General features: G+C 68.5%; 21 protein-coding genes. 18 read left to right on the top strand and 3 right to left on the bottom strand.

The features are described 5' to 3' along the window. Nucleotides 1-87: 87 nt before the first annotated feature. From DMH03_RS24390 to DMH03_RS24370, 5 genes are all read left to right on the top strand, one after another. Complete coding sequence (locus DMH03_RS24390) at nt 88-1,014, top strand: MurR/RpiR family transcriptional regulator (RefSeq protein ID WP_125794319.1); 927 nt, start codon at nt 88-90, stop codon at nt 1,012-1,014. Further along, a complete protein-coding gene (locus tag DMH03_RS24385) occupies nt 1,011-1,259 on the top strand; it encodes a hypothetical protein (protein WP_125794318.1) in 249 nt (82 codons plus the stop codon). Before DMH03_RS24390 ends, DMH03_RS24385 begins: the two co-directional genes overlap by 4 nt. A gap of 95 nt (nt 1,260-1,354) precedes the next feature. Next, nucleotides 1,355-1,648, top strand: coding sequence for a hypothetical protein (locus DMH03_RS24380; protein ID WP_125794317.1), 294 nt, complete (start codon nt 1,355-1,357; stop codon nt 1,646-1,648). Then, the gene (locus DMH03_RS24375; protein ID WP_125794316.1) at nt 1,641-2,756 is read left to right on the top strand and encodes a VanZ family protein; all 1,116 of its coding nucleotides are present in this window, start codon (nt 1,641-1,643) and stop codon (nt 2,754-2,756) included. Before DMH03_RS24380 ends, DMH03_RS24375 begins: the two co-directional genes overlap by 8 nt. A gap of 458 nt (nt 2,757-3,214) precedes the next feature. After that, entirely contained in the window at nt 3,215-3,601 is a 387-nt protein-coding gene (locus DMH03_RS24370; protein WP_233611616.1) for a hypothetical protein, read from the top strand. On the opposite strand, the gene DMH03_RS24365 is transcribed toward DMH03_RS24370, so the two are convergent. Next, nucleotides 3,602-4,696, bottom strand: a complete 1,095-nt coding sequence (locus DMH03_RS24365; RefSeq protein WP_125794315.1) for a S1 family peptidase — start codon at nt 4,694-4,696, stop codon at nt 3,602-3,604. It lies immediately after the preceding gene. Between the two features lie 428 nt (nt 4,697-5,124). Between DMH03_RS24365 and DMH03_RS24360 the strand changes: the two genes are divergently transcribed. The 10 genes from DMH03_RS24360 (at nt 5,125) to DMH03_RS24320 (ending at nt 13,819) form a co-directional block, all read left to right on the top strand. Then, entirely contained in the window at nt 5,125-6,303 is a 1,179-nt protein-coding gene (locus tag DMH03_RS24360; protein WP_125794314.1) for an LLM class flavin-dependent oxidoreductase, read from the top strand. 59 nt (nt 6,304-6,362) lie between these two features. After that, complete coding sequence (locus DMH03_RS24355; protein ID WP_125794313.1) at nt 6,363-7,112, top strand: hypothetical protein; 750 nt, start codon at nt 6,363-6,365, stop codon at nt 7,110-7,112. 44 nt (nt 7,113-7,156) lie between these two features. Continuing rightward, complete coding sequence (locus tag DMH03_RS24350; RefSeq protein ID WP_233611615.1) at nt 7,157-7,498, top strand: VOC family protein; 342 nt, start codon at nt 7,157-7,159, stop codon at nt 7,496-7,498. A gap of 73 nt (nt 7,499-7,571) precedes the next feature. Further along, nucleotides 7,572-7,715, top strand: coding sequence for a hypothetical protein (locus DMH03_RS42110; RefSeq protein WP_158633114.1), 144 nt, complete (start codon nt 7,572-7,574; stop codon nt 7,713-7,715). A gap of 104 nt (nt 7,716-7,819) precedes the next feature. Further along, nucleotides 7,820-8,317: a DUF6292 family protein gene (locus DMH03_RS24345; RefSeq protein WP_125794311.1), complete on the top strand. Its 498-nt coding sequence runs from the start codon at nt 7,820-7,822 to the stop codon at nt 8,315-8,317. Nucleotides 8,318-8,390: 73 nt separating this feature from the next. Further along, nucleotides 8,391-10,403, top strand: a complete 2,013-nt coding sequence (locus tag DMH03_RS24340) for an erythromycin esterase family protein (RefSeq protein ID WP_125794310.1) — start codon at nt 8,391-8,393, stop codon at nt 10,401-10,403. A 72-nt stretch (nt 10,404-10,475) separates the two neighbouring features. Then, nucleotides 10,476-10,892, top strand: a complete 417-nt coding sequence (locus DMH03_RS24335; RefSeq protein WP_158633113.1) for an SPW repeat protein — start codon at nt 10,476-10,478, stop codon at nt 10,890-10,892. A gap of 82 nt (nt 10,893-10,974) precedes the next feature. Beyond that, a complete protein-coding gene (locus DMH03_RS24330; protein WP_125794308.1) occupies nt 10,975-11,892 on the top strand; it encodes a diiron oxygenase in 918 nt (305 codons plus the stop codon). A 1-nt stretch (nt 11,893) separates the two neighbouring features. Further along, the gene (locus tag DMH03_RS24325) at nt 11,894-13,399 is read left to right on the top strand and encodes an FAD-dependent oxidoreductase (protein ID WP_125794307.1); all 1,506 of its coding nucleotides are present in this window, start codon (nt 11,894-11,896) and stop codon (nt 13,397-13,399) included. Nucleotides 13,400-13,441: 42 nt separating this feature from the next. Next, nucleotides 13,442-13,819 (top strand): hypothetical protein, encoded by a 378-nt coding sequence (locus tag DMH03_RS24320; protein ID WP_125794306.1) that lies wholly within the window; start codon nt 13,442-13,444, stop codon nt 13,817-13,819. Between the two features lie 22 nt (nt 13,820-13,841). Here DMH03_RS24320 and DMH03_RS24315 read toward each other — a convergent pair whose 3' ends face one another. Beyond that, a complete protein-coding gene (locus DMH03_RS24315) occupies nt 13,842-14,399 on the bottom strand; it encodes a M23 family metallopeptidase (RefSeq protein ID WP_125794305.1) in 558 nt (185 codons plus the stop codon). Between the two features lie 170 nt (nt 14,400-14,569). Next, on the bottom strand, nt 14,570-15,385 hold the full coding sequence (locus DMH03_RS24310; protein ID WP_125794304.1) for a serine hydrolase: 816 nt from the start codon (nt 15,383-15,385) through the stop codon (nt 14,570-14,572). A 102-nt stretch (nt 15,386-15,487) separates the two neighbouring features. Between DMH03_RS24310 and DMH03_RS42610 the strand changes: the two genes are divergently transcribed. The 3 genes from DMH03_RS42610 (at nt 15,488) to DMH03_RS24295 (ending at nt 17,719) form a co-directional block, all read left to right on the top strand. Further along, nucleotides 15,488-15,775 carry a hypothetical protein gene (locus DMH03_RS42610; RefSeq protein WP_233611614.1) on the top strand — a complete coding sequence of 96 codons (288 nt, stop codon included), beginning with the start codon at nt 15,488-15,490 and terminating at the stop codon, nt 15,773-15,775. A gap of 312 nt (nt 15,776-16,087) precedes the next feature. Then, on the top strand, nt 16,088-16,924 hold the full coding sequence (locus tag DMH03_RS24300) for a PhzF family phenazine biosynthesis protein (RefSeq protein WP_125794303.1): 837 nt from the start codon (nt 16,088-16,090) through the stop codon (nt 16,922-16,924). 18 nt (nt 16,925-16,942) lie between these two features. Next, nucleotides 16,943-17,719, top strand: coding sequence for a hypothetical protein (locus DMH03_RS24295; protein ID WP_125794302.1), 777 nt, complete (start codon nt 16,943-16,945; stop codon nt 17,717-17,719). Nucleotides 17,720-17,732: the final 13 nt, after the last annotated feature.

Raw genomic sequence — 17,732 nt, 5'->3', positions numbered from 1 at the left:
ACTGCGTTTCGTCAAAACTGCAATGGTTGTTGCAAGTGGTTCGGCGGGCACGATGCGTTACCGTGACGCGGTCGAGGGAGGGCGTGCGTGACAGAGACGGGAACCGACGACGGTTTCGAGGCGTGGCTTCGGGATCGGACGCCGGAACGCGGCCTGCGGCCGAAGGCGGCCGCCGTGCTGGAAGTGCTGGTCTCGCAACCGCGCCGGGCGTCGTTCGGCTCGACGGCCGAGCTCGCCCAGCTCGCCGGGGTCAACGTCGCCACCGTCACCCGCACGGCGCAGGCGCTGGGTTTCGCCGGCTGGCCGGCGCTGCAACAGGAATTGCGGGCGCGGTACATGTCGTCGCTGAGCGCGCCACAGGTCGCCGAGGAACACCGGGACGTCGACTCGCCGGGATCGGCGTCGCTGCGCCGCGACCTCGACAGCCTCGCTCTGCTCAACCGGCGGTTCGCCGAGGACGAGATCCGCAACGTCGCACAGGCCGTCGCCGCCGCACGCCGCACGGTCGTCATCGCCGACGGCAGTTACGCGGCGGTCGGGATCGCCTTCGCGCACAACGCCCGGCTCGCTGGCTACGACGTCCACGCGATCACCGCGGGCGACGCCGAACTCGCCAACGCCACGGCGAAACTCTCCTCCGAAGACGTCCTCATCGCGATCAGCTTCTGGCGGCTCTACGAGAGCACCGTGCTCGCCGCGAACGAGGCCAAGGCCAGGGGAGCGCGCGCCTTCGCGATCACCGACGCGGCCAGCCCCGCGCTGGCGGGTGCTGTCGAACAGGTGCTGATGGTGCCTGCCGAGGGCGTGACCTTCTTCCCGTCGCTGACCGCCGGGATGAGCCTGGTGCAGGCCATCGTCGCGCAGCTGGCCGCCGTCGATCCCGTCCGCACCGGGGAATCCATCGAGGCGGCCGAGGCGATGTGGTCTCGGTTCGACCTGCTGCACCGCCGTCCCGGATCGGCCGATCGGACAGTGCCGAAAAGGCCGACCGGTCGAGGCGCACCCGCCGGATGACCGATCCGCCGCCCTCTGTCGGCAGGCGATCCTGGTTCCAGGCCGCCGGAACGGGCGGTACGGGGATCGAGGAGGCCGAAATGACGATCATCGCGACCATGGGCGCTTACGCCGGGCTCGCTCTTCTGGGACTGATGGCGGCGACCCCGCTGCTGGTGGAACTCGACCAGCGCTTCCCGGTCACCCGCCGGGCGAAGGCGGCCGAACGGGAACGCCGCGTGCCCGCCGGACTCGCTTCGGCGTGACGCAGAGCACAGATTCGCCCGTCGACTACCTCACGTGAGTGATTCGCACTCGGCCAATTCGTGACTTTGCGTCGCGCTATGGAACGCTGAGTGACGTGACCGTGGATTTCTGCACCAACGCCCAACCCGCCGATGCCTTCGGGGAGTTCCGGAGGAACGTCGACGATCTGACCCAGGCGTTCACCGACGCCTGCCGCCAGGGGCGCACACCGGGCGACGCCACCCTCGACCTGTTGCAGCGGGTGCACCGCGAAGACCGCAACTGGGTCGTCGTCCACCTGACGTTCGCCATCGCCGCGCTCGCGCATCAGCGAGCCCTCGCCGTCACCCGCCCAGGTGGCGTGACGGGTGCGCCGGAGCGTGCGTTGTTAGCTTCCGCGAGTGACTGATCCGACCATCTCCGCGGTCATCGCGGTGTTCGCGGGTTTCGTGCTCGCGGGCCTCCTGGCCGTCCCGTACATCGCCGCGAGCTATCGGCGCCGCGGCGAACTCGGGCTCTGGCGGGTCCTGCTGGTGTTCGGGTTCCTGGTCTACGCCATGTCCCTGTGGACGTACACGTTGCTCCCCATCCCGGAGACGACGACGGCGTGGTGCGCCGAACACGCGGCCGGTCATCTGCAACTGCGCCCGTTCCAGTTCGTCGCCGACATCCGCCGCGAACAGACCGGGACCGGCGTCCGGGCGTTCCTGCGCAATCCCGCCGTGCAGCAGGCGGTGTTCAACGTCGCCTTGTTCGTGCCGCTGGGGATGTTCGTGCGACACCTGTTCCGGCGCGGTTTCGCGGCCACCGTCGCCATCGGGTTCGCGGTCTCGCTGTTCATCGAATGCACCCAGCTCACCGGGGTCTGGTTCCTGTTCGAATGCCCGTACCGGCTCGCCGACGTCGACGATCTGCTGACCAATACCCTCGGCGCCGCCGTCGGGTTCGGGCTGGCCCCGTTGCTGCGGCTGCTGCCGGGGAACGAGCCGTCCGCACCCCCGGGCACACCGCGACCGGTCACCGCGCGCCGCCGTCTGCTCGGGATGGCGGTCGACGTCGTGTCGGTCATCCTGCTCGGCACCACCGCCGGGATCGTCACGACCCTGCTGGCGGGCGAGCCGGACACGGTGGTCACGGCACTGATCGGCACCCTGTTGCCCGCGGTGCTCCTGCTGTTCGTCATCCCCGTCGCGGGCAACGGCGCCAGCTTCGGCCAGCGAGTCGTGTTGCTGCGCCCCGCCGGGCCGGACGGCGGGAAGCCCGCGCTGTGGCGGATGGCGGTGCGATTCCTCGCCGGTTCCGGCGGCTACTTCACGCTGCTCACCCTGGCTTCGGCGGTCAACAGCGGATTCGAGCCGCTCGCGAACCTGCTGTTCTTCGTCAGCGGCATTCTCGCGATCCGGCCTCAAGGCCACCAAGGACTGTCGGGACTGATCGCCGGCCTGCGGATGGCCGACGTGCGCGAACTCGACGACCTGGCCGAACCAAGCCTCGTGAGTGGCAAGGACGGCTATTGAGGGGTAAGCAAACGTGTCGTCTCGGGCGAGACGGCGGGCTGGGTGACGCGACACCGCCCTCGCCTTGCGGAGGTACATGAAGGCCCCCTTCATGTACCTCACGACCAGCCACCGAGGCCACAACCGTCCCACTGTCACCAGGGACCACATCCGACGGTAGCGAAAGCCTCCTTCACTACCCTCAGAGTAGGCAAAGAGGCCTTCACGGACCGGGCAACCGCCACGGTCGCCTCACCTGCATCAGCAGTCACACCGGCGGCGCGTGAAGGCCCCCTTCCCCAGTACATGAAGGACTCCTTCCTTGCGCCTAGGTACAGGAAGGGGTCCTTCATGTACTGGCAGGCCAAGAAGCCCGGCCTGTGAGTCCCACCCGATCGGGTCGACCCTGCCGTTCCCGCGAGTCATTGCGCCTGGCAGGACGCGCGGGCCGGAACACTCGCCCGGTGGACGTGGAGTCGATGGACGAGGTAGCCGACTGCCTGCTCTCGGTGGCTTGGAACATCTTCCCGCTGATGGGGAAACCTCCCGCGAGGCCGGGGAACCGGCCGGAGGAGATCCGGACCCTCCTCGTCGACGCCTGCCACGAAGCCGGGATGCGTGCCCGTGAATGGGCGGCGGCGCACGGGGCGGGAACCGAGGACGACCGGCGGCCTTTCCTGCGGCTCGCGGAAGTCGGGACGGACGCGAATCTGTTCCTGGGCATGGTTTCCGGCACGCTGGTCGCCGATCACGAGCGGGTCCGCCGCCGCTGGGCCGAGATCGAGGCGCTGGTCGTCGAGGTGAGTGAACTCGCCGAACAGGTCAAAGGGGCGGCCGGTGAGCCGGCCGCCCCTTCCCTTGGCTGATCAGTCCTTTTCGAGCGTCAGGTCGTAGCGGTTGAGCACCTCCTTGACGGGCTGGAAGAACGTGGTGCCGCCCACGTCGCAGTTCCCGGAACCGCCAGAGGTCATGCCCTGGGCCTGCACCAGTTTCGTGCCGGAACCCGAGGACGGACGGCTGACGAACGAGCCGCCGGAGTCGCCGGGTTCGGCGCAGGCGTTGGTCTGGGTGAGACCTCGCACGATGTTCCCGTCGCCGTAGTTCACCGTCTGGTCCAGCGCTTCGACCCGTCCGCAGTGCCAGTGGGTGGTGATCCCGGACCGGCAGACCCTGCCGCCCACGCCGACCACGTCGGCACCCTCGATCCGCACGTCGGATCCGTCTTCATAGCGGTCGACCCGGGGCGGTGTCGAGACGTCGGAGTGGGTCACCTTGACCGTGCCGTAATCGTTGCCGGGGAAGGACGACCGCTCGACCCTGCCGATCGTGCCGTCGACACCGCGTACGGTGCCACCGAGTTCGGTGCAGTGGCCCGCGGTGATCACGTAATGGTCATCGTCGTCGTAGGCGTTGAATCCGACCGAGCAGGCACCACCGCTGAAGTAGAGACCCTGCCCGCCGATCACGCTCCACAACGGCCTCGGCGCGCTCTTCACCTGGTCCACCCGCACCGGCACGCCGGCGGACGCGGCCCATGCCCGGCCTGTGGGATCGCCGCCCACGACGCTGACCACGACCTCGTTCTTGGGTGCGTCGACGTACCAGCCGGCGACCGAATCGGGCACGCCACGGGTTCTGTCGTCCAATGTGGACTGGATCTTCTTCAGTTCGGCGGCGCTGTGCCGGAGTACCTTCGGGATCGCGCCCGCGGCGCGGATCCCGGCCGACCGGCTCGCGTCGGTGGTGCCGACGACCAGTTCGCCGGTCGTGGTGTCCAGCCAGGAGCCGGCGAAGGCGGCGCCGAGCGAGGTGCCGAGTTTCTGTTGCGCGGCGGCCAATGCGGCCGGGCCCGCCGCTTCGCTCAGCACCGAGGTCGCCGCCGAAGCCGGGGACGTGAACGCGGTGACGGCTGCCGCGGCGCCGATCAGGACGGTCATGGTGCGCAGAGGACGTCGGATCACGAAAACCTCCATGGGATCGCGGAATTCGGTACGTGGTGGTGTGGATGGGAATCGACGTTACGACAAGGCCGCGTCGTCGAATGCCGCCATTTGAGTAGTGCTCACAATTCCCCTTTCCGGCGCAAAGGAACGCGCCATTGCCGGGTGCTGCTCACTCTTGTGAGTGGATCATGCGCGATTTACCGTCCCCGATGTGCTGGCCGAATCGCGACAATCCGCGACGGGACGCGGCATTCGGGAAAGTGTGCCTTCGGTGTTCGTCACCTGATTGTGCGCGGCCGAACCCGTTTGCCCGTATCGGTGACGAACGGATCTCGGTCGGCTCCGCGCCGTTCCGGCCGCGTTGCGCCGAACGTGCGACTTCTGTAACGCGGCGCGCGCACCCGCTGACTGATCTCTCGGTGAGCTGAGGCAGACGGAGGCCATGGATGAAGATCGATCTGTTCAACGAGATCCAGAACCCGCGGCCGTGGCCGGAGGGGCACGAAGGGCTCAGGTTCTCCCAGGCGATCGAACAGGCCGTCCTCGCCGACGAACTGGGCTACGACTGCTGGTGGCAGGTCGAACACCACGGGGCGGGGGAGTTCAGCCTTTCGTCCGCGCCCGAGCTGATGCTGGCCGCGCTTTCGCAGCGCACCACCCGGATCCGGCTCGGCCATTCCGCGGTACTCGCGCCCGGCCGGTTCAACCATCCGATCCGCGTCGCCGAACGCGCCGCGACGCTCGACCATCTCAGCGGAGGCCGGGTCGAACTCGGGCTGACCCGGTCGACGATTCCCGAATGGCGATTGTTCGGCATCGAACCGGACGAGGCCCGCGCCCAGACACGGCAGGCTTTCGAAATGATCCCGCGCATGTGGACTTCCGAACGCTTTTCCTGCGAAAACGACGCTTATCGCGTCGACGACGTGTCGATTTCGCCGAAACCGCTCCAAAAACCGCATCCGCCGCTCTGGCAGGCGGCGGCGAGTCCGGCGTCCTTCGAAGAGGCGGGCCGCCGTGGCGTCGGTGTCCTCGGCACGACGATGTGGGAGTCGCTGGAGCGTGCGGGACGGCTGATCAAGCTCTACCGCGACGCGGCCGAGCGCTGCACCGATCCGGTCGGGGCTTTCGTCAACGACCAGGTCGGGTTCTTCACCTTCGTCCACTGCGCCGACACCGACGAGGAGGCGATGAGCAACGGCGCCGCCGCGGCCGCGGCCTGGTACACGGTGACGGCGCTGAACTTCTTCGAGGCGGCGAGCGAATTCGTGCGCCTGAACGCCCGGCAGGAGGAGATCGTCGCCGCGCCCGGCGGCGGCGGCCTCACCGGCGACTTCCTGCGCGGCGAGGCGAAGAACGCCCCGACCGAGGCGAATCTCCTGATCGCCCGGATCCTGCAAGGCGAAAACGTGCCGGACGACGAGATCTTCACCGTGCTGAGCGCCCAGGACTCGCTGATCGTGGGCAGCCCCGAGACCTGCCGCAAGAAACTGCGGGCCTACGCGGAACTGGGCATCGACCGGATGATGTGCCTGCAGCAGATCGGCGGTATCCCGCACGAAAAAGTGCTGAAGAGCATCCGCCTGATCGGTGAGCTGATCCCTGAGCTACGTCGAATGCGGTAGGCGGGAAAGCCGCTCCGGGCCCGACGCGCGGCTGATCCCCCGTCACCAGACTCGCGGATATGACCGAAAAAGTGGTGCGGCCCGCGATGTGGGCCACTATCGGCGGCCAGGCCGTCGCCGCACTGGGCACGATCCTGCAATGGATCGCGGCCCCCGAATTCGTGAAGGTCGTCCCTGCGGGACTCGGTTACATCGCCGGGGCGCTGGTCATCCTGTGGCTGGACCGCCGGGCGTTCTGGTCGCCACTGGCCGCGATCGCCCTGACGGCGTGGATATTCCTGGGTACCGGCGAAATGCTCGGCCGTCTGCTCTCCTCGCCGAACACACTGCTGGCGGCGGGAAACTGGGTGATGGTCGCCGGACTGGCGATTTCGGCGCTGGCAGGCGTGATCACGTTGGTGATCAACCGGGCGACGGCGACCGAACGACAGATTCCGCCGCTGAGTCCCCGGAATCCGCACCGCCCGCTCGTGATCACCGCCGTGGCCGCGCTGGCGGCCGTGGAGATCGGGCTCGGCGCCACGCAGGACTTCGATCTGAGCCGCCCGGGTCCTTCGTTGTTCCTGGCGCTGCCGATACTGGTCGCGGTCGTGCCCGGCCGTTCGATGATCCTGCTCAGTGCGGTGATGTCCGCGGTTTTCCTGGAGGCCTCCTTCAGTTACGCCGGACTCGGTGGCAGGCTGAGCGCACCGGCCGACGGCTCGGCGTTCGCCCTCGACGTGCTCCAACTGGCGGGAATGACGGGCATGGTCGTCGTGGGCGCGGTTGCCGTTGGCCGGGGAAAGCGAATCGAGACCATTTCACGGTGAAAGGACAACTGCCCGTGCCGAAGTTCAAGGATGTTTACGCTGTCTTGCCGGTCTCGGACCATTCCGCCGCGGTCGCGTGGTACGAGCGGTGGATCGGGCGGCGGCCCGACGCCGAGCCCATGGAAGGCGTCGCGGAATGGCTGATCGCCGGAAACGCGGGGATCCAGGTCGCCCACGCGCCGGAGGCCGCGGGTAAGAGCGCCGTGGTCATCGTCGTCGAGGACATCGACGACACCGTCGGCTCCCTCGCCGCCCAGGGCGTGGAGTGCGGCCCGATCCAGGACTACGACTTCATCAAGCTGACGGAGGCCGCCGATCCGGCGGGGAACAAGGTCACCTTCGTCTGGGAGAACCCGAACTACCGGCCGTCGCCGGCGGATGATTGATCTCCGGAGCACCGGGTAATCGGCTCCTGCCGGCCCCCACCAGCCGGATATGGCCCAAACGGAGTTGAGAACCATGACGCACGCCTACGAAGAGAAGACGGTCGATCCTCAGTCGCCGGTCGAACGGCTGATCGTGCCGGAACCCCGCGGCGAGTCCGACGCCTTGGACGAACCGGCCTTCGACCTCGAGCCGACGATCGTGCTCGGCCGGGAGTGAGGATCCACAAAAGACGGAAGGCCGGCCCCCACCAGCCGGATGAGCCGGCCTTCTCGCGATCCGCGTTTCGCCCCGGGCACGGGTGGAACCCTCCGCGTGGCGGAGTGAACCTCATTGCCGCGTCGAGCAGCCGGCGCCGCAGTGCCGGCGAGGACGAGCACGAGGTGGCGATCGGCATGGAACCGCAATTCGACGACGTGATCCTGAAGGGGCTGCACCGGTATGTGAGCCTGGTGATCGAGGCGCTGGGGTTGCACGGAGACGCCTGTTGCGTGCAGCTAGAACCGATCGCGAGCGCGTACATCGCGCTTGAGCGAAGACTGCCGAGCAGACCGGACCGCGACGTCGCTTTGCTCTGGGACGAAGGGCACGGGTGGGCCTTCGCCGTGGAGACCAGCAGCGGCGAAGACCTGATCGTCGTCGGCTACCAGGGTCTCGAACTGCTGCCGTCACCACGGGCGGTCGCCACCTTCGCGGAGAGCATGTACTCGGACGAGGCCACGGCGCTGCTCGAGCCACCGCCGCTCGGGGCGGCCGAGGCGGAAGACGGGCTCGCCCTCCGTCTGGCCGCGTACGCGGGCCTCTCACCGCACGCACGATGACCGGGCCGATCAGGCACGACACCGGCTGAATCCGGCGGGTTTGGGCCGGTTCGGGCCGGGCTATCCGAAGGCCATGGCACAGCGTGTGTTTCGTGATCGACGGGATGCCGGCCGGGTGCTGGCGGGTCTCTTGACGGACTATCGCGACCGTGACGACGTCGTCGTCCTGGGCTTGCCTCGCGGCGGGGTGCCGGTCGCTTTCGAGGTCGCCGCCGCCTTGAACGCCAAGCTCGACGTGTTCGGCGTCCGCAAGCTCGGCCTGCCCGGACAGCCTGAACTGGCGATGGGGGCCATCGCCAGCGGCGGGGTGATGATCCTCAACGACGACGTGGTCCGTGGCACCGGTGTCGGGCCCGAGGACATCGAACGGGTGGCCGAGGAGGAAAGCCGCGAGCTCGCCCGCCGCGAACAGGCGTACCGGGGGAGCAGGCCGATGACCGAGGTCGCGGGCAAAACGGTGCTCGTGGTCGACGACGGCCTGGCGACCGGAGCCAGTATGCGCGCCACGATCCGTGCGCTGCGTGAACTGGGCCCGGCGCGGCTGGTGGTCGCGGTTCCCGCCGCACCCAAGTCGACCTGCGCGGAGGTCGGGCGGGAAGTCGACGAGATGGTGTGCGCGACGACGCCGACACCGTTCTCCGCCGTCGGCGCCTCGTATCGGGACTTCGGCCAGACCACCGACGAAGAGGTGCGTAGCCTGCTGCGCGCCGCCTCGTCTTCCCCTTCTGCAGGGCGGCGAAAGGAAGACCCGGTGTCGGCCGTCCGCGCGGCCGCCATACCGGTGGACAACGGCGTGCCGTCCGATCAGGCGTTGTCCGACCTGATCGGTGACGCCCGGCTGGTCCTGATCGGCGAGGCGTCGCACGGCACGCACGAGTTCTACGCGGCCCGCGCGGCGATGACCCGCCGGCTCATCGAGGACAAGGGTTTCCACGCGGTCGCCGTCGAGGCGGACTGGCCGGACGCCTACCGGGTGAACCGCTACGTGCGCCATGGTGGCGAGGACCAGACCGCGGAGGAGGCCTTGCGCGGCTTCACGCGGTTCCCGACCTGGATGTGGCGTAACGCCGAGGTGCTGGACTTCGTCGGCTGGCTGCGGGAGCACAACGACCGGGCGGGGGAAGACCGGGACCGGGCCGGCTTCTACGGCCTCGATCTGTACAGCCTGCATCGATCGATCGAGGAGGTGATCGCCTACCTCGATGGCGTCGATCCGGCCGCCGCGGCCCGGGCGCGCGAGCGCTACGCCTGCTTCGACCATCACGAGGGCGGGGCCGAAAAGTATGGTGCGGCCGCGGCGTTCGGCGCCGGTGAGCCGTGCGAACGGGAGGTGCTCGAGCAACTGGTCGACCTGCGGCGGCACGCGGCCGACCACGCCCGCCGGGACGGCATGGTGGCGGCGGACGAGCAGTTCTACGCCGAGCGCAACGCCAGGCTGGTGCAGGCCGCCGAGCAGTACTACCGCTCGATGTTCGGCGGCCGGATCTCCTCGTGGAATCTGCGGGACCGGCATATGGCCGACACCTTGGACGCCCTCGCCGAGCATCTCGGGAAGCAGCACGGCGAACCGGCGAAAATCGTGGTCTGGGCGCACAATTCCCATCTCGGCGACGCCCGTGCCACCGAGATGTCCGCCGGTGGCGAGATCAACCTCGGGCAGCTCGTCCGTGAACGGCACCCCGGCGACTGCCGCCTCATCGGGTTCACCACCCACACCGGCACCGTCACCGCCGCGGACGACTGGGGCGCACCCGCGCGACGCAAACAGGTCCGGCCCTCGCTGTCCGCCAGCGTCGAGGGGCTGTTCCACAAGGTCGGGCAAGACGAATTCATGCTGGCCTTCACCTCGGATTCCGGCACCGCGAAACGAGCAGCCGAGGCCTTGCGGCCGGCACGGCTGGAACGGGCGATCGGCGTGATCTACCGTCCGCGGACCGAACGCCGGAGTCACTACTTCCACAGCCGTGTCGCGGACCAGTTCGACGCCGTCATCCACATCGACGAAACCCGGGCACTCGAACCTCTCGAGCCCACGGCTCGCTGGACGAGCGGCGAGTTGCCGGAAACCTACCCGCACGCGGTCTGAGAGAAAGAACCGACACGGAGGTGAATGAGTATGGCGGTCCGGACCACCGCATCTGACAAAGGGCAAGAAGTGATGCACGCACGAGAGGATGCCGGCGAGGCCATCGGCTCTTCCGGGTTCTCGATCGGGCTCGTGCTCCTGGCCGGCGTGTACTTGATCCTGTCGCCGTGGGTCATCCAGTTCACCGGCACCTTCAGCATCGCGGCGACCAACATGATCAGCGGGATAGTGCTCGCGCTGTTCGCCACCGGCTGCGCGCGCTCCGCCGGTCTGCGCTCCGTGGCGTGGGTGATTCCGGTTCTCGGCGCCTGGGTGCTCGTTTCGCCCTGGGTGATCTCGCGCGGCCGTGGTCTGGTACCGCTCGAGTATCCGGGCATGCCCGAGCTGACCACGGCGACCTGGCTGAGCAACGTGATCGCGGGCGCCGTGGTGGTGGCCGCCGGAATCGCGCTGACCCTGGCGGGACGGCGGGGCCGCGCACGCTCCTGAGATCCCCCTCTCGCGGCGCCGCCATTTAGGTGTTACCTTGGGTAACAGTGAACCCCGGTAACGCCTAGTCAGGGAGGTCCGTATGACCAGCACCGATGTGCCCCGCACCGCGGAAGCGGCCGGTGCGGGCCGCCACGAGACCGCGCGGCGGTTGCTCGATTCCTCCGCGATGCTGTCCTACGACCCGGCCACCGAGGTGGACTGGGAAACGCCGCTGGACAAGGATTTCCACGGTGCCAGCCCGGAGTGGAGCACCCTCTACGGCACGGCTTACTGGGCGGAGATGACTCCGGAGCAGCAGAAGGAGCTCACGCGCCAGGAAGCCGCCTCGGTCGCGAGCACCGGTATCTGGTTCGAGATGATCCTGCAGCAGATGGTGCTGCGCGATTTCTACGCCAAGGACCCGACCGACCCGGCGTTCCAGTGGGCGCTGACCGAGATCGCGGACGAATGCCGGCATTCGATCATGTTCGCCCGCGGGGCGGAGAAGCTCGGCGCGCCCCCGTACCGTCCGCGCAGGCTCGCCGTCGAACTCGGCCGCGTCTTCAAGGCGACGGCCCGCGGTGAAGCGGCGTACGCGGCGATCCTCGTCGCCGAAGAAGTCCTCGACGTGATGCAGCGCGACTGGATGCGCGACGAGCGGGTGGTCCCGTTCGTTCGGACCATCAACAACATCCACGTCGTCGAAGAGTCGCGGCATATGAAGTTCGCCCGTGAGGAGACGCGGGAACAGCTGGAGGGCGCGGGTTTCCTGCGCCGCCGGATCAACGCGCTGGTCATCGCGATCGCGTCGTACTTCATCGTCAGCAGCATGATCAATCGCGACGTCTACAAGAACGCGGGACTCGACGCCGAACGTGCGCTGCGCGAGGCGAAGGCCAATGAGCACCACAAGTCGATGATGCGGTCCAGCTGTGCCGGGCTGATGGAGTTCCTCGGCTCGTGCGGCCTGCTCACCCGGCCCGCCCTGGTGTTCTACAAGCGGGCGAACCTGATCTGACATGGCCTTCGCGATCACCCAGACCTGTTGCAACGACGCCACTTGCGTGTCGGTCTGCCCGGTCAACTGCATCCACCCGACCCCGGACGAGCCCGACTTCGGCACCACGGAGATGCTCTACGTCGACCCGGCCTCGTGCATCGACTGCGGAGCCTGCGCGGACGCCTGCCCGGTGGACGCGATCTTCCCCGCCGATCTGCTGACCGGTTCGCTCCAGGTCTACGCGGGGCTCAACGCGGACTACTACGCCGGCCGCGAGACCGTGCCCGCGGCCGACCCCGCGCCGAACTTCCACCACTGGAGTCCTCCGACGTTCGACCGGGCCATCCCGAGCGACTTCGCGCCGCCGGACGTCGCGGTCGTCGGCACCGGCCCGGCCGGCATGTACGCCGTCGAGGATCTGCTCCTGCACACGAACGCGCGGGTCACCCTGATCGACCGCTTGCCGGTCGCGGGCGGGCTCGTCCGCTTCGGCGTCGCCCCGGACCACCCCGCCACGAAACGGATCGGCGAAACCTTCTCGCGGTTCCACGAGCACCCGCGGCTGCGGATGCGCCTCGGCACCGAGGTCGGTCGCGACGTCACCGTCGACGAGCTGGCCGAGCGCCACGACGCGGTGGTCTACGCCGTCGGAGCCTCGTCCGCACGCCGTCTCGGCCTCGACGGCGAGGACCTGCCGGGCAGCATCGCCGCGACCACCGTCGTCGGCTGGTACAACGGCCACCCGGACATACCCGCGAACGCCGTGGACCTCTCCGCGGAACGGGTCGTGCTGGTCGGCACCGGCAACGTCGCCTTGGACGTCGCCAGGATCCTCACCGCCGATCCCGCCGCGCTGACCGGCACCACGATCGCCCCGCACGCGCTGGAACGGTTGCGTACGAGCAAGGTCCGTGAGGTCGTCCTGCTCGCCAGGCGCGGGCCGGAGGACGCCGCCTACACCTCCCCGGAACTGCTCGCGCTGGCACAGCGGGCCGGGGTGCCGCTCGTCGTCGACGACGCGGACCCGCGCACCACGGCCGCGATCGACGCGGGCACCGGCAAAGCGTCGCTGCTGCGCGAACTCGGCCGCGAGACCGTCGACTGGACCGCGCCGCCGGTCGCGGACTCGCGCCGGATCGTCCTGCGCTTCCACTCCGCTCCCACCGGGATCGTCGGCGACACGCAGGTGCGCGGTCTCCGGGTCACCGGTGCGGACGGGCCGGTCGAGATCGCCGCGGGACAGGTCGTCCGCGCGGTCGGCTACCGCGGGACACCGGTGCCCGGCCTGCCGTTCGACGAGGCCCGCGGCACGATTCCGAACACCGCGGGCCGCGTCGACAGCCGTAGCGGCGCCTACGTGGTCGGCTGGATCAAACGCGGCCCCTCGGGCGGAATCGGCGCGAACCGCACCTGCGCCAGGGAAACCGTCGCGACCCTGCTGGCGGACATCACCTCCGGACGGCTCCCGGTGCGGGCCCGACGGTCACCGATCGCCGCACTGGCCGCGCGCTTCCGCGGCCGGTGAAATCGCTTGGTGGCGCCGGTCCGTCCCCCTATCGTCTCGACGGTGAAGATCTGGACGGAGCGGCCTGCCGAGAACGACGTCGAGGCGGTCGTACGCCACTATTTCGGCCTCGTGCGGGCGGGAAAAATGCCTGTGGCCGAGAAGCTCGTCGACCATACTTCGGCCCGGCACGTACTCAAGGCGCTCTGGTCCGGTTCCGTCGGAGTGAACACCGATGACGACCCCGTGCCCGATGAGTGGGCGCGCGACATGTCGTGGCTCGGCGAACTCGGTCTCGGGAGTTTCGCCTGGGGTGAGAGCGGTAGCCACCTCTATGTCGAAATCACCTATCGCGAGCAGGTGATCGACGTGGCGTTGGGCTTTTGGGTCAAACCCGTCGACACCGGCTGGGTGGTCTCCGGGCCGTCCACCCTCTGGTAGGAGACGAAAGAGCAGCGCGACCTCACGCGTAGTTGTTGACGCTGACCGGCCAGGTGCCGGTCGACGGGGTCCAGCCCTGGATGGCGGCGGGGATGCCCACGCGGCTGCCGCAGTCGATCACCTGGAAGTGCAGATGCGGCGCGGTGGACGCCCCGGTGCTGCCCGACCAGCCGACGACCCGGCCCTGAGGCACCCAGGTGCCCGCGTTGTAGAGGGCCCGGTTCAGATGCGCGTAGTGCGTGCAGGTGCCGTTGGAGTGCCGGATGAGCACCTCGATGCCGTTCTGCCAGTACGGCGACCAATTCGAGAAGATGATCTCGCCACCCTGCGCGGCGGACACCTCGTAGTCGGCCGGGAGACCGAAGTCCCAGGCGTATTCGTTGTAAGGACCGACGTGGGAGTACGTGCCCTCCGGTCCCTGCGTGACCTGATAGGCCTCGCCGGCCGGGTACGGCAATTCGTAGTAATAGTCCGCGGCCGACGCCGTGCCGGAGCCGGTGACGGCGATGCCGGCCGCCACCACCACGGCACTCACCATCGTGCCGATCCTGCGGGGTAACGCCTTTTCGAATCCGCGCATCGTGCCTCGCTTTCCGGAAGAACCAGTTCCCGCCGTGTGCGGGACGTCCCGACTAAAACAGGTGGTTCGTCACGGGAACAAGGGTTCGTTCGGGGCTTGCGCGAGGTCGTCGAAGGCCGTATTCGAAGGGCTCGACGGTCCATTGTGGAGCGTCTGGGTCAAGCGCCCGGTCAGCCCTTGAAGTATCCCTTGAACAGGATCTCGCTGATCTTCGTGGTGGTCTCCTGGCCGGTTTCGTAACCGTTCTGGATGACCTTGGTGTTGTTCATGAGCGACAGGGTGTAGCGCTCGTGCGGGCCGACGAAACCGACCGAGTTCATGATCCAGGAGCCGTCGTCGTTGTCGTCGGACCAGCCGTTCTTGTTGCCGGGGCGCGCGGTGGGGCCGGCGCCCCAGACCCCCCACTGCTGGTTGACGTCGACAGTGCGCATTTCGCGGACGATGTAGTCCCGGTGCCGGCGGGGGAGTTCGGTCAGGACGTAGTTGACCAGCCGGTCCAGGTCGTTCGCGGTGGTCAGGATCCAGCCCCAGTGGTGCGGGTGCTGGTCGGTGAACCGCATGTCGGTCATCCCGTACGACGGGAAGCGCTTGGCGAACTCGGCCTCGCCGCCGTACCGGGTCCACAGCGTGTGCGCGGCGGCGTCGTCGCTGGAGTTGAGCATCCGGTGGATCAGGTCCCGGTCTTCGGCGGTCAGCTGGACGGCCCCGGAATCGTTGCGCAGCAACAGATCGACGACCATCGCCAGCTTCGGGGTGGAGCAGGCCCAGATGAGGGTCCCGGCGGCCTGGCTCCGGTAGACGGCGCCGGTCCACCGGTCCCGGAGGACGATTCCGGTGTCACCGGGCCTGCTGTCGGCATACGCCTGGGCGCGTGCGATGCGCGACTGGAGCTCCCGGTCGAAGCGGGTCGCCGCGCCGGCGGGCGCGGCGGGTGTCAACGCGAGTACCGCCAGTATCGCGGTCAGCATGACGAAAAGTCTCTTCATGTGCTCCCCAGGTGCCGATATCGGTTCTTCCTGAGCTTGAAGGCGTTCGCGGGTGCCGGAGGTTGCCGCAATCCGCCGAATAGTGACGCCGGTCACTCTCGAATGTGTCGTCCATTATGGACGGTAGGTAGGGCTGGCACCGCCACGCGGCGTCCGGCGGTCGCCACGACGGATCAGCGGGCCGACCCGGGGGACGGTGCGGGTCCCGGTAAGCCGGGCACGCCGACCCGACCGGCGGGCTTCGGCACCACGGTCGACACCGGCGACATCACCAAGGCGGTGTTCCTCGAACGGCTCCAGCAGCTCGACACCCGCCGCGGAGCGGTGTCGGAATGCTCGCCCGGCTACGCGGTGGGGCGAAGGCTCCCTTCGCTGCGTCTGATGCAGTGATGGACGCCGTCGAACATGGCCTGTCGGGTTCGAGGCGGCAGCGACTCGTAAGTGAGCCTCCGACGCTCCTTGGGTATCCACAAAGGACACTTCCCGGGGGCGCGGGTGCCCGGTTTGGGCCATTTGCGTGATTTCAAGAGAGGGTCGTGAGTGGTAATGAGGGTTAGAACGCTCGTTACCACTCACGACCCTGGTCAAGAACCACTCATATAGGCACTAATCAGACATTTGGCTATCAAGGGGCGTCCTTTGTGGATAGTCAATGCCGGCCGAACGCACCACACCCCGCGCCCGGTCGGTAGCTTTGAGGGCATGCGAGCGTTCAGTCAGGTCGATGTGTTCACCGACGAGTTCCTGTCCGGAAATCCGGTCGCGGTGGTTCACGATGCCGATGACCTCACCACCGGGCAGATGGCGGCGTTCGCTCGCTGGACGAACCTGAGTGAGACCACGTTCCTGCTGTCGCCGACCGATCCGGCCGCCGACTACCGGCTGCGGATCTTCACCACGAGCCGCGAGTTGCCCTTCGCGGGCCACCCGACGCTCGGGTCCGCTCGTGCGTGGCTGGAGCGCGGTGGCACGCCGAAGACGGCAGGTCGCCTGGTACAGGAGTGCGGCGCCGGTCTGGTCGCGGTGCGGCGCGACGGGGACCGGCTCGCCTTCGCCGCTCCGCCGTTGCGCCGAAGTGGTCCCGTACCGCCATCGACGGTGGACGTTCTGGCCGCGGCGTTGCGGGTCGAACCGGGCGACATCCTGGCCGCGCGGTGGGCGGAGAACGGGCCGGCGTGGGTCGCGGTGCAACTCGCCTCCGCCGAGGCGGTACTGGCACTCGACCCCGATCCGGCCGCGTTCGGTGAATATCCGGACGTCGGCGTGTTCGGCCCGCACCCGCCGGGCGGCGAGGCCGACTTCGAGGTGCGGGCGTTCGTCGATGAGGACGGCACGTTCGTGGAGGACCCGGTGACCGGCAGCCTGAACGCCGCGATCGCGCAGTGGCTCATTCCCGCCGCCGTGGCCCCGGCCGCATATGTCGCCGCTCAGGGCACGAAGCTGCACCGCCGCGGGCGGGTGCACATCGAGCAGTCCGACGGCGAGATCTGGGTCGGTGGCGACACGGTCGTGGGTATCACCGGCCACGTCGCACTCTGAATTCGGGAAAGGAGCGCGATGACGGACATCGACGAATTGCCGCCGTACCGTGCGGTGCTGGTCGTGGACACCAAGGAATTCGGCGGTCATTCCGATCGAGGGCAGGCGGTGCTCGCGGACGCCATTCCCGACGTGCTGGCGCTCGCCTTCGAACGCGCGGGGCTCGGCCACGTCTGGCGTGAGGCGTTGTTCCCGCATGACACCGGCGACGGTTTCGGGATCGGTTTCGCGACGCGTCACCTGCCCGCGGTGGTGATGCGGTTCTTCGACGCGCTCCAGGAGGCGCTGGCGGAACGGGACGCCCGGTGGCCCGCAGGCGACCGGCGAGTCCGGCTGCGGATGCGGGCGAGCCTGAACGTCGGCCCGGTCCGGGATCCCGGCTCCGCGGCCGTGGTCGGCAGCACGGTGATCACGACGCATCGGCTGCTCGACGCGCCCGAGGTGCGTGACCTGCTGGCGCGATCCGATCCCGGGCAGACGTTCTTGGCGGTGGCGTTGTCGCAGCGGGTCTTCGAGGACGTGCTGCAGACGGAATACGCGCGGCTTCCTTCGTCTTTGCTGGTGGCCCGGCGGGTCCAGGTCAAGGAGTACTCGGGCATGGTCCACCTCTATGTGCCCAGGCCGAGCGGCGACTTGCTGACACACGGCTTCGGCGCCGAGGCGGAACCCGCGCCGGTCACTCCGGACGCCCCGCGAGCGGCGGGCACGACAAACATCATCACCGGCGGCGACTTCGGCACGGCGATCCAGGTGGGGCATTTGCACGGAAATGTTCGGCACGAGCCAGATCGCTGAGGACCGCGGTCAC

The organism is Amycolatopsis sp. WAC 01376 (assembly GCF_003947415.1).
In the GTDB taxonomy this organism is placed as follows: Bacteria; Actinomycetota; Actinomycetes; order Mycobacteriales; family Pseudonocardiaceae; genus Amycolatopsis.
Note: the sequence above shows the minus strand (reverse complement) of the source record. Positions and strands in the feature narration are given on the sequence as shown.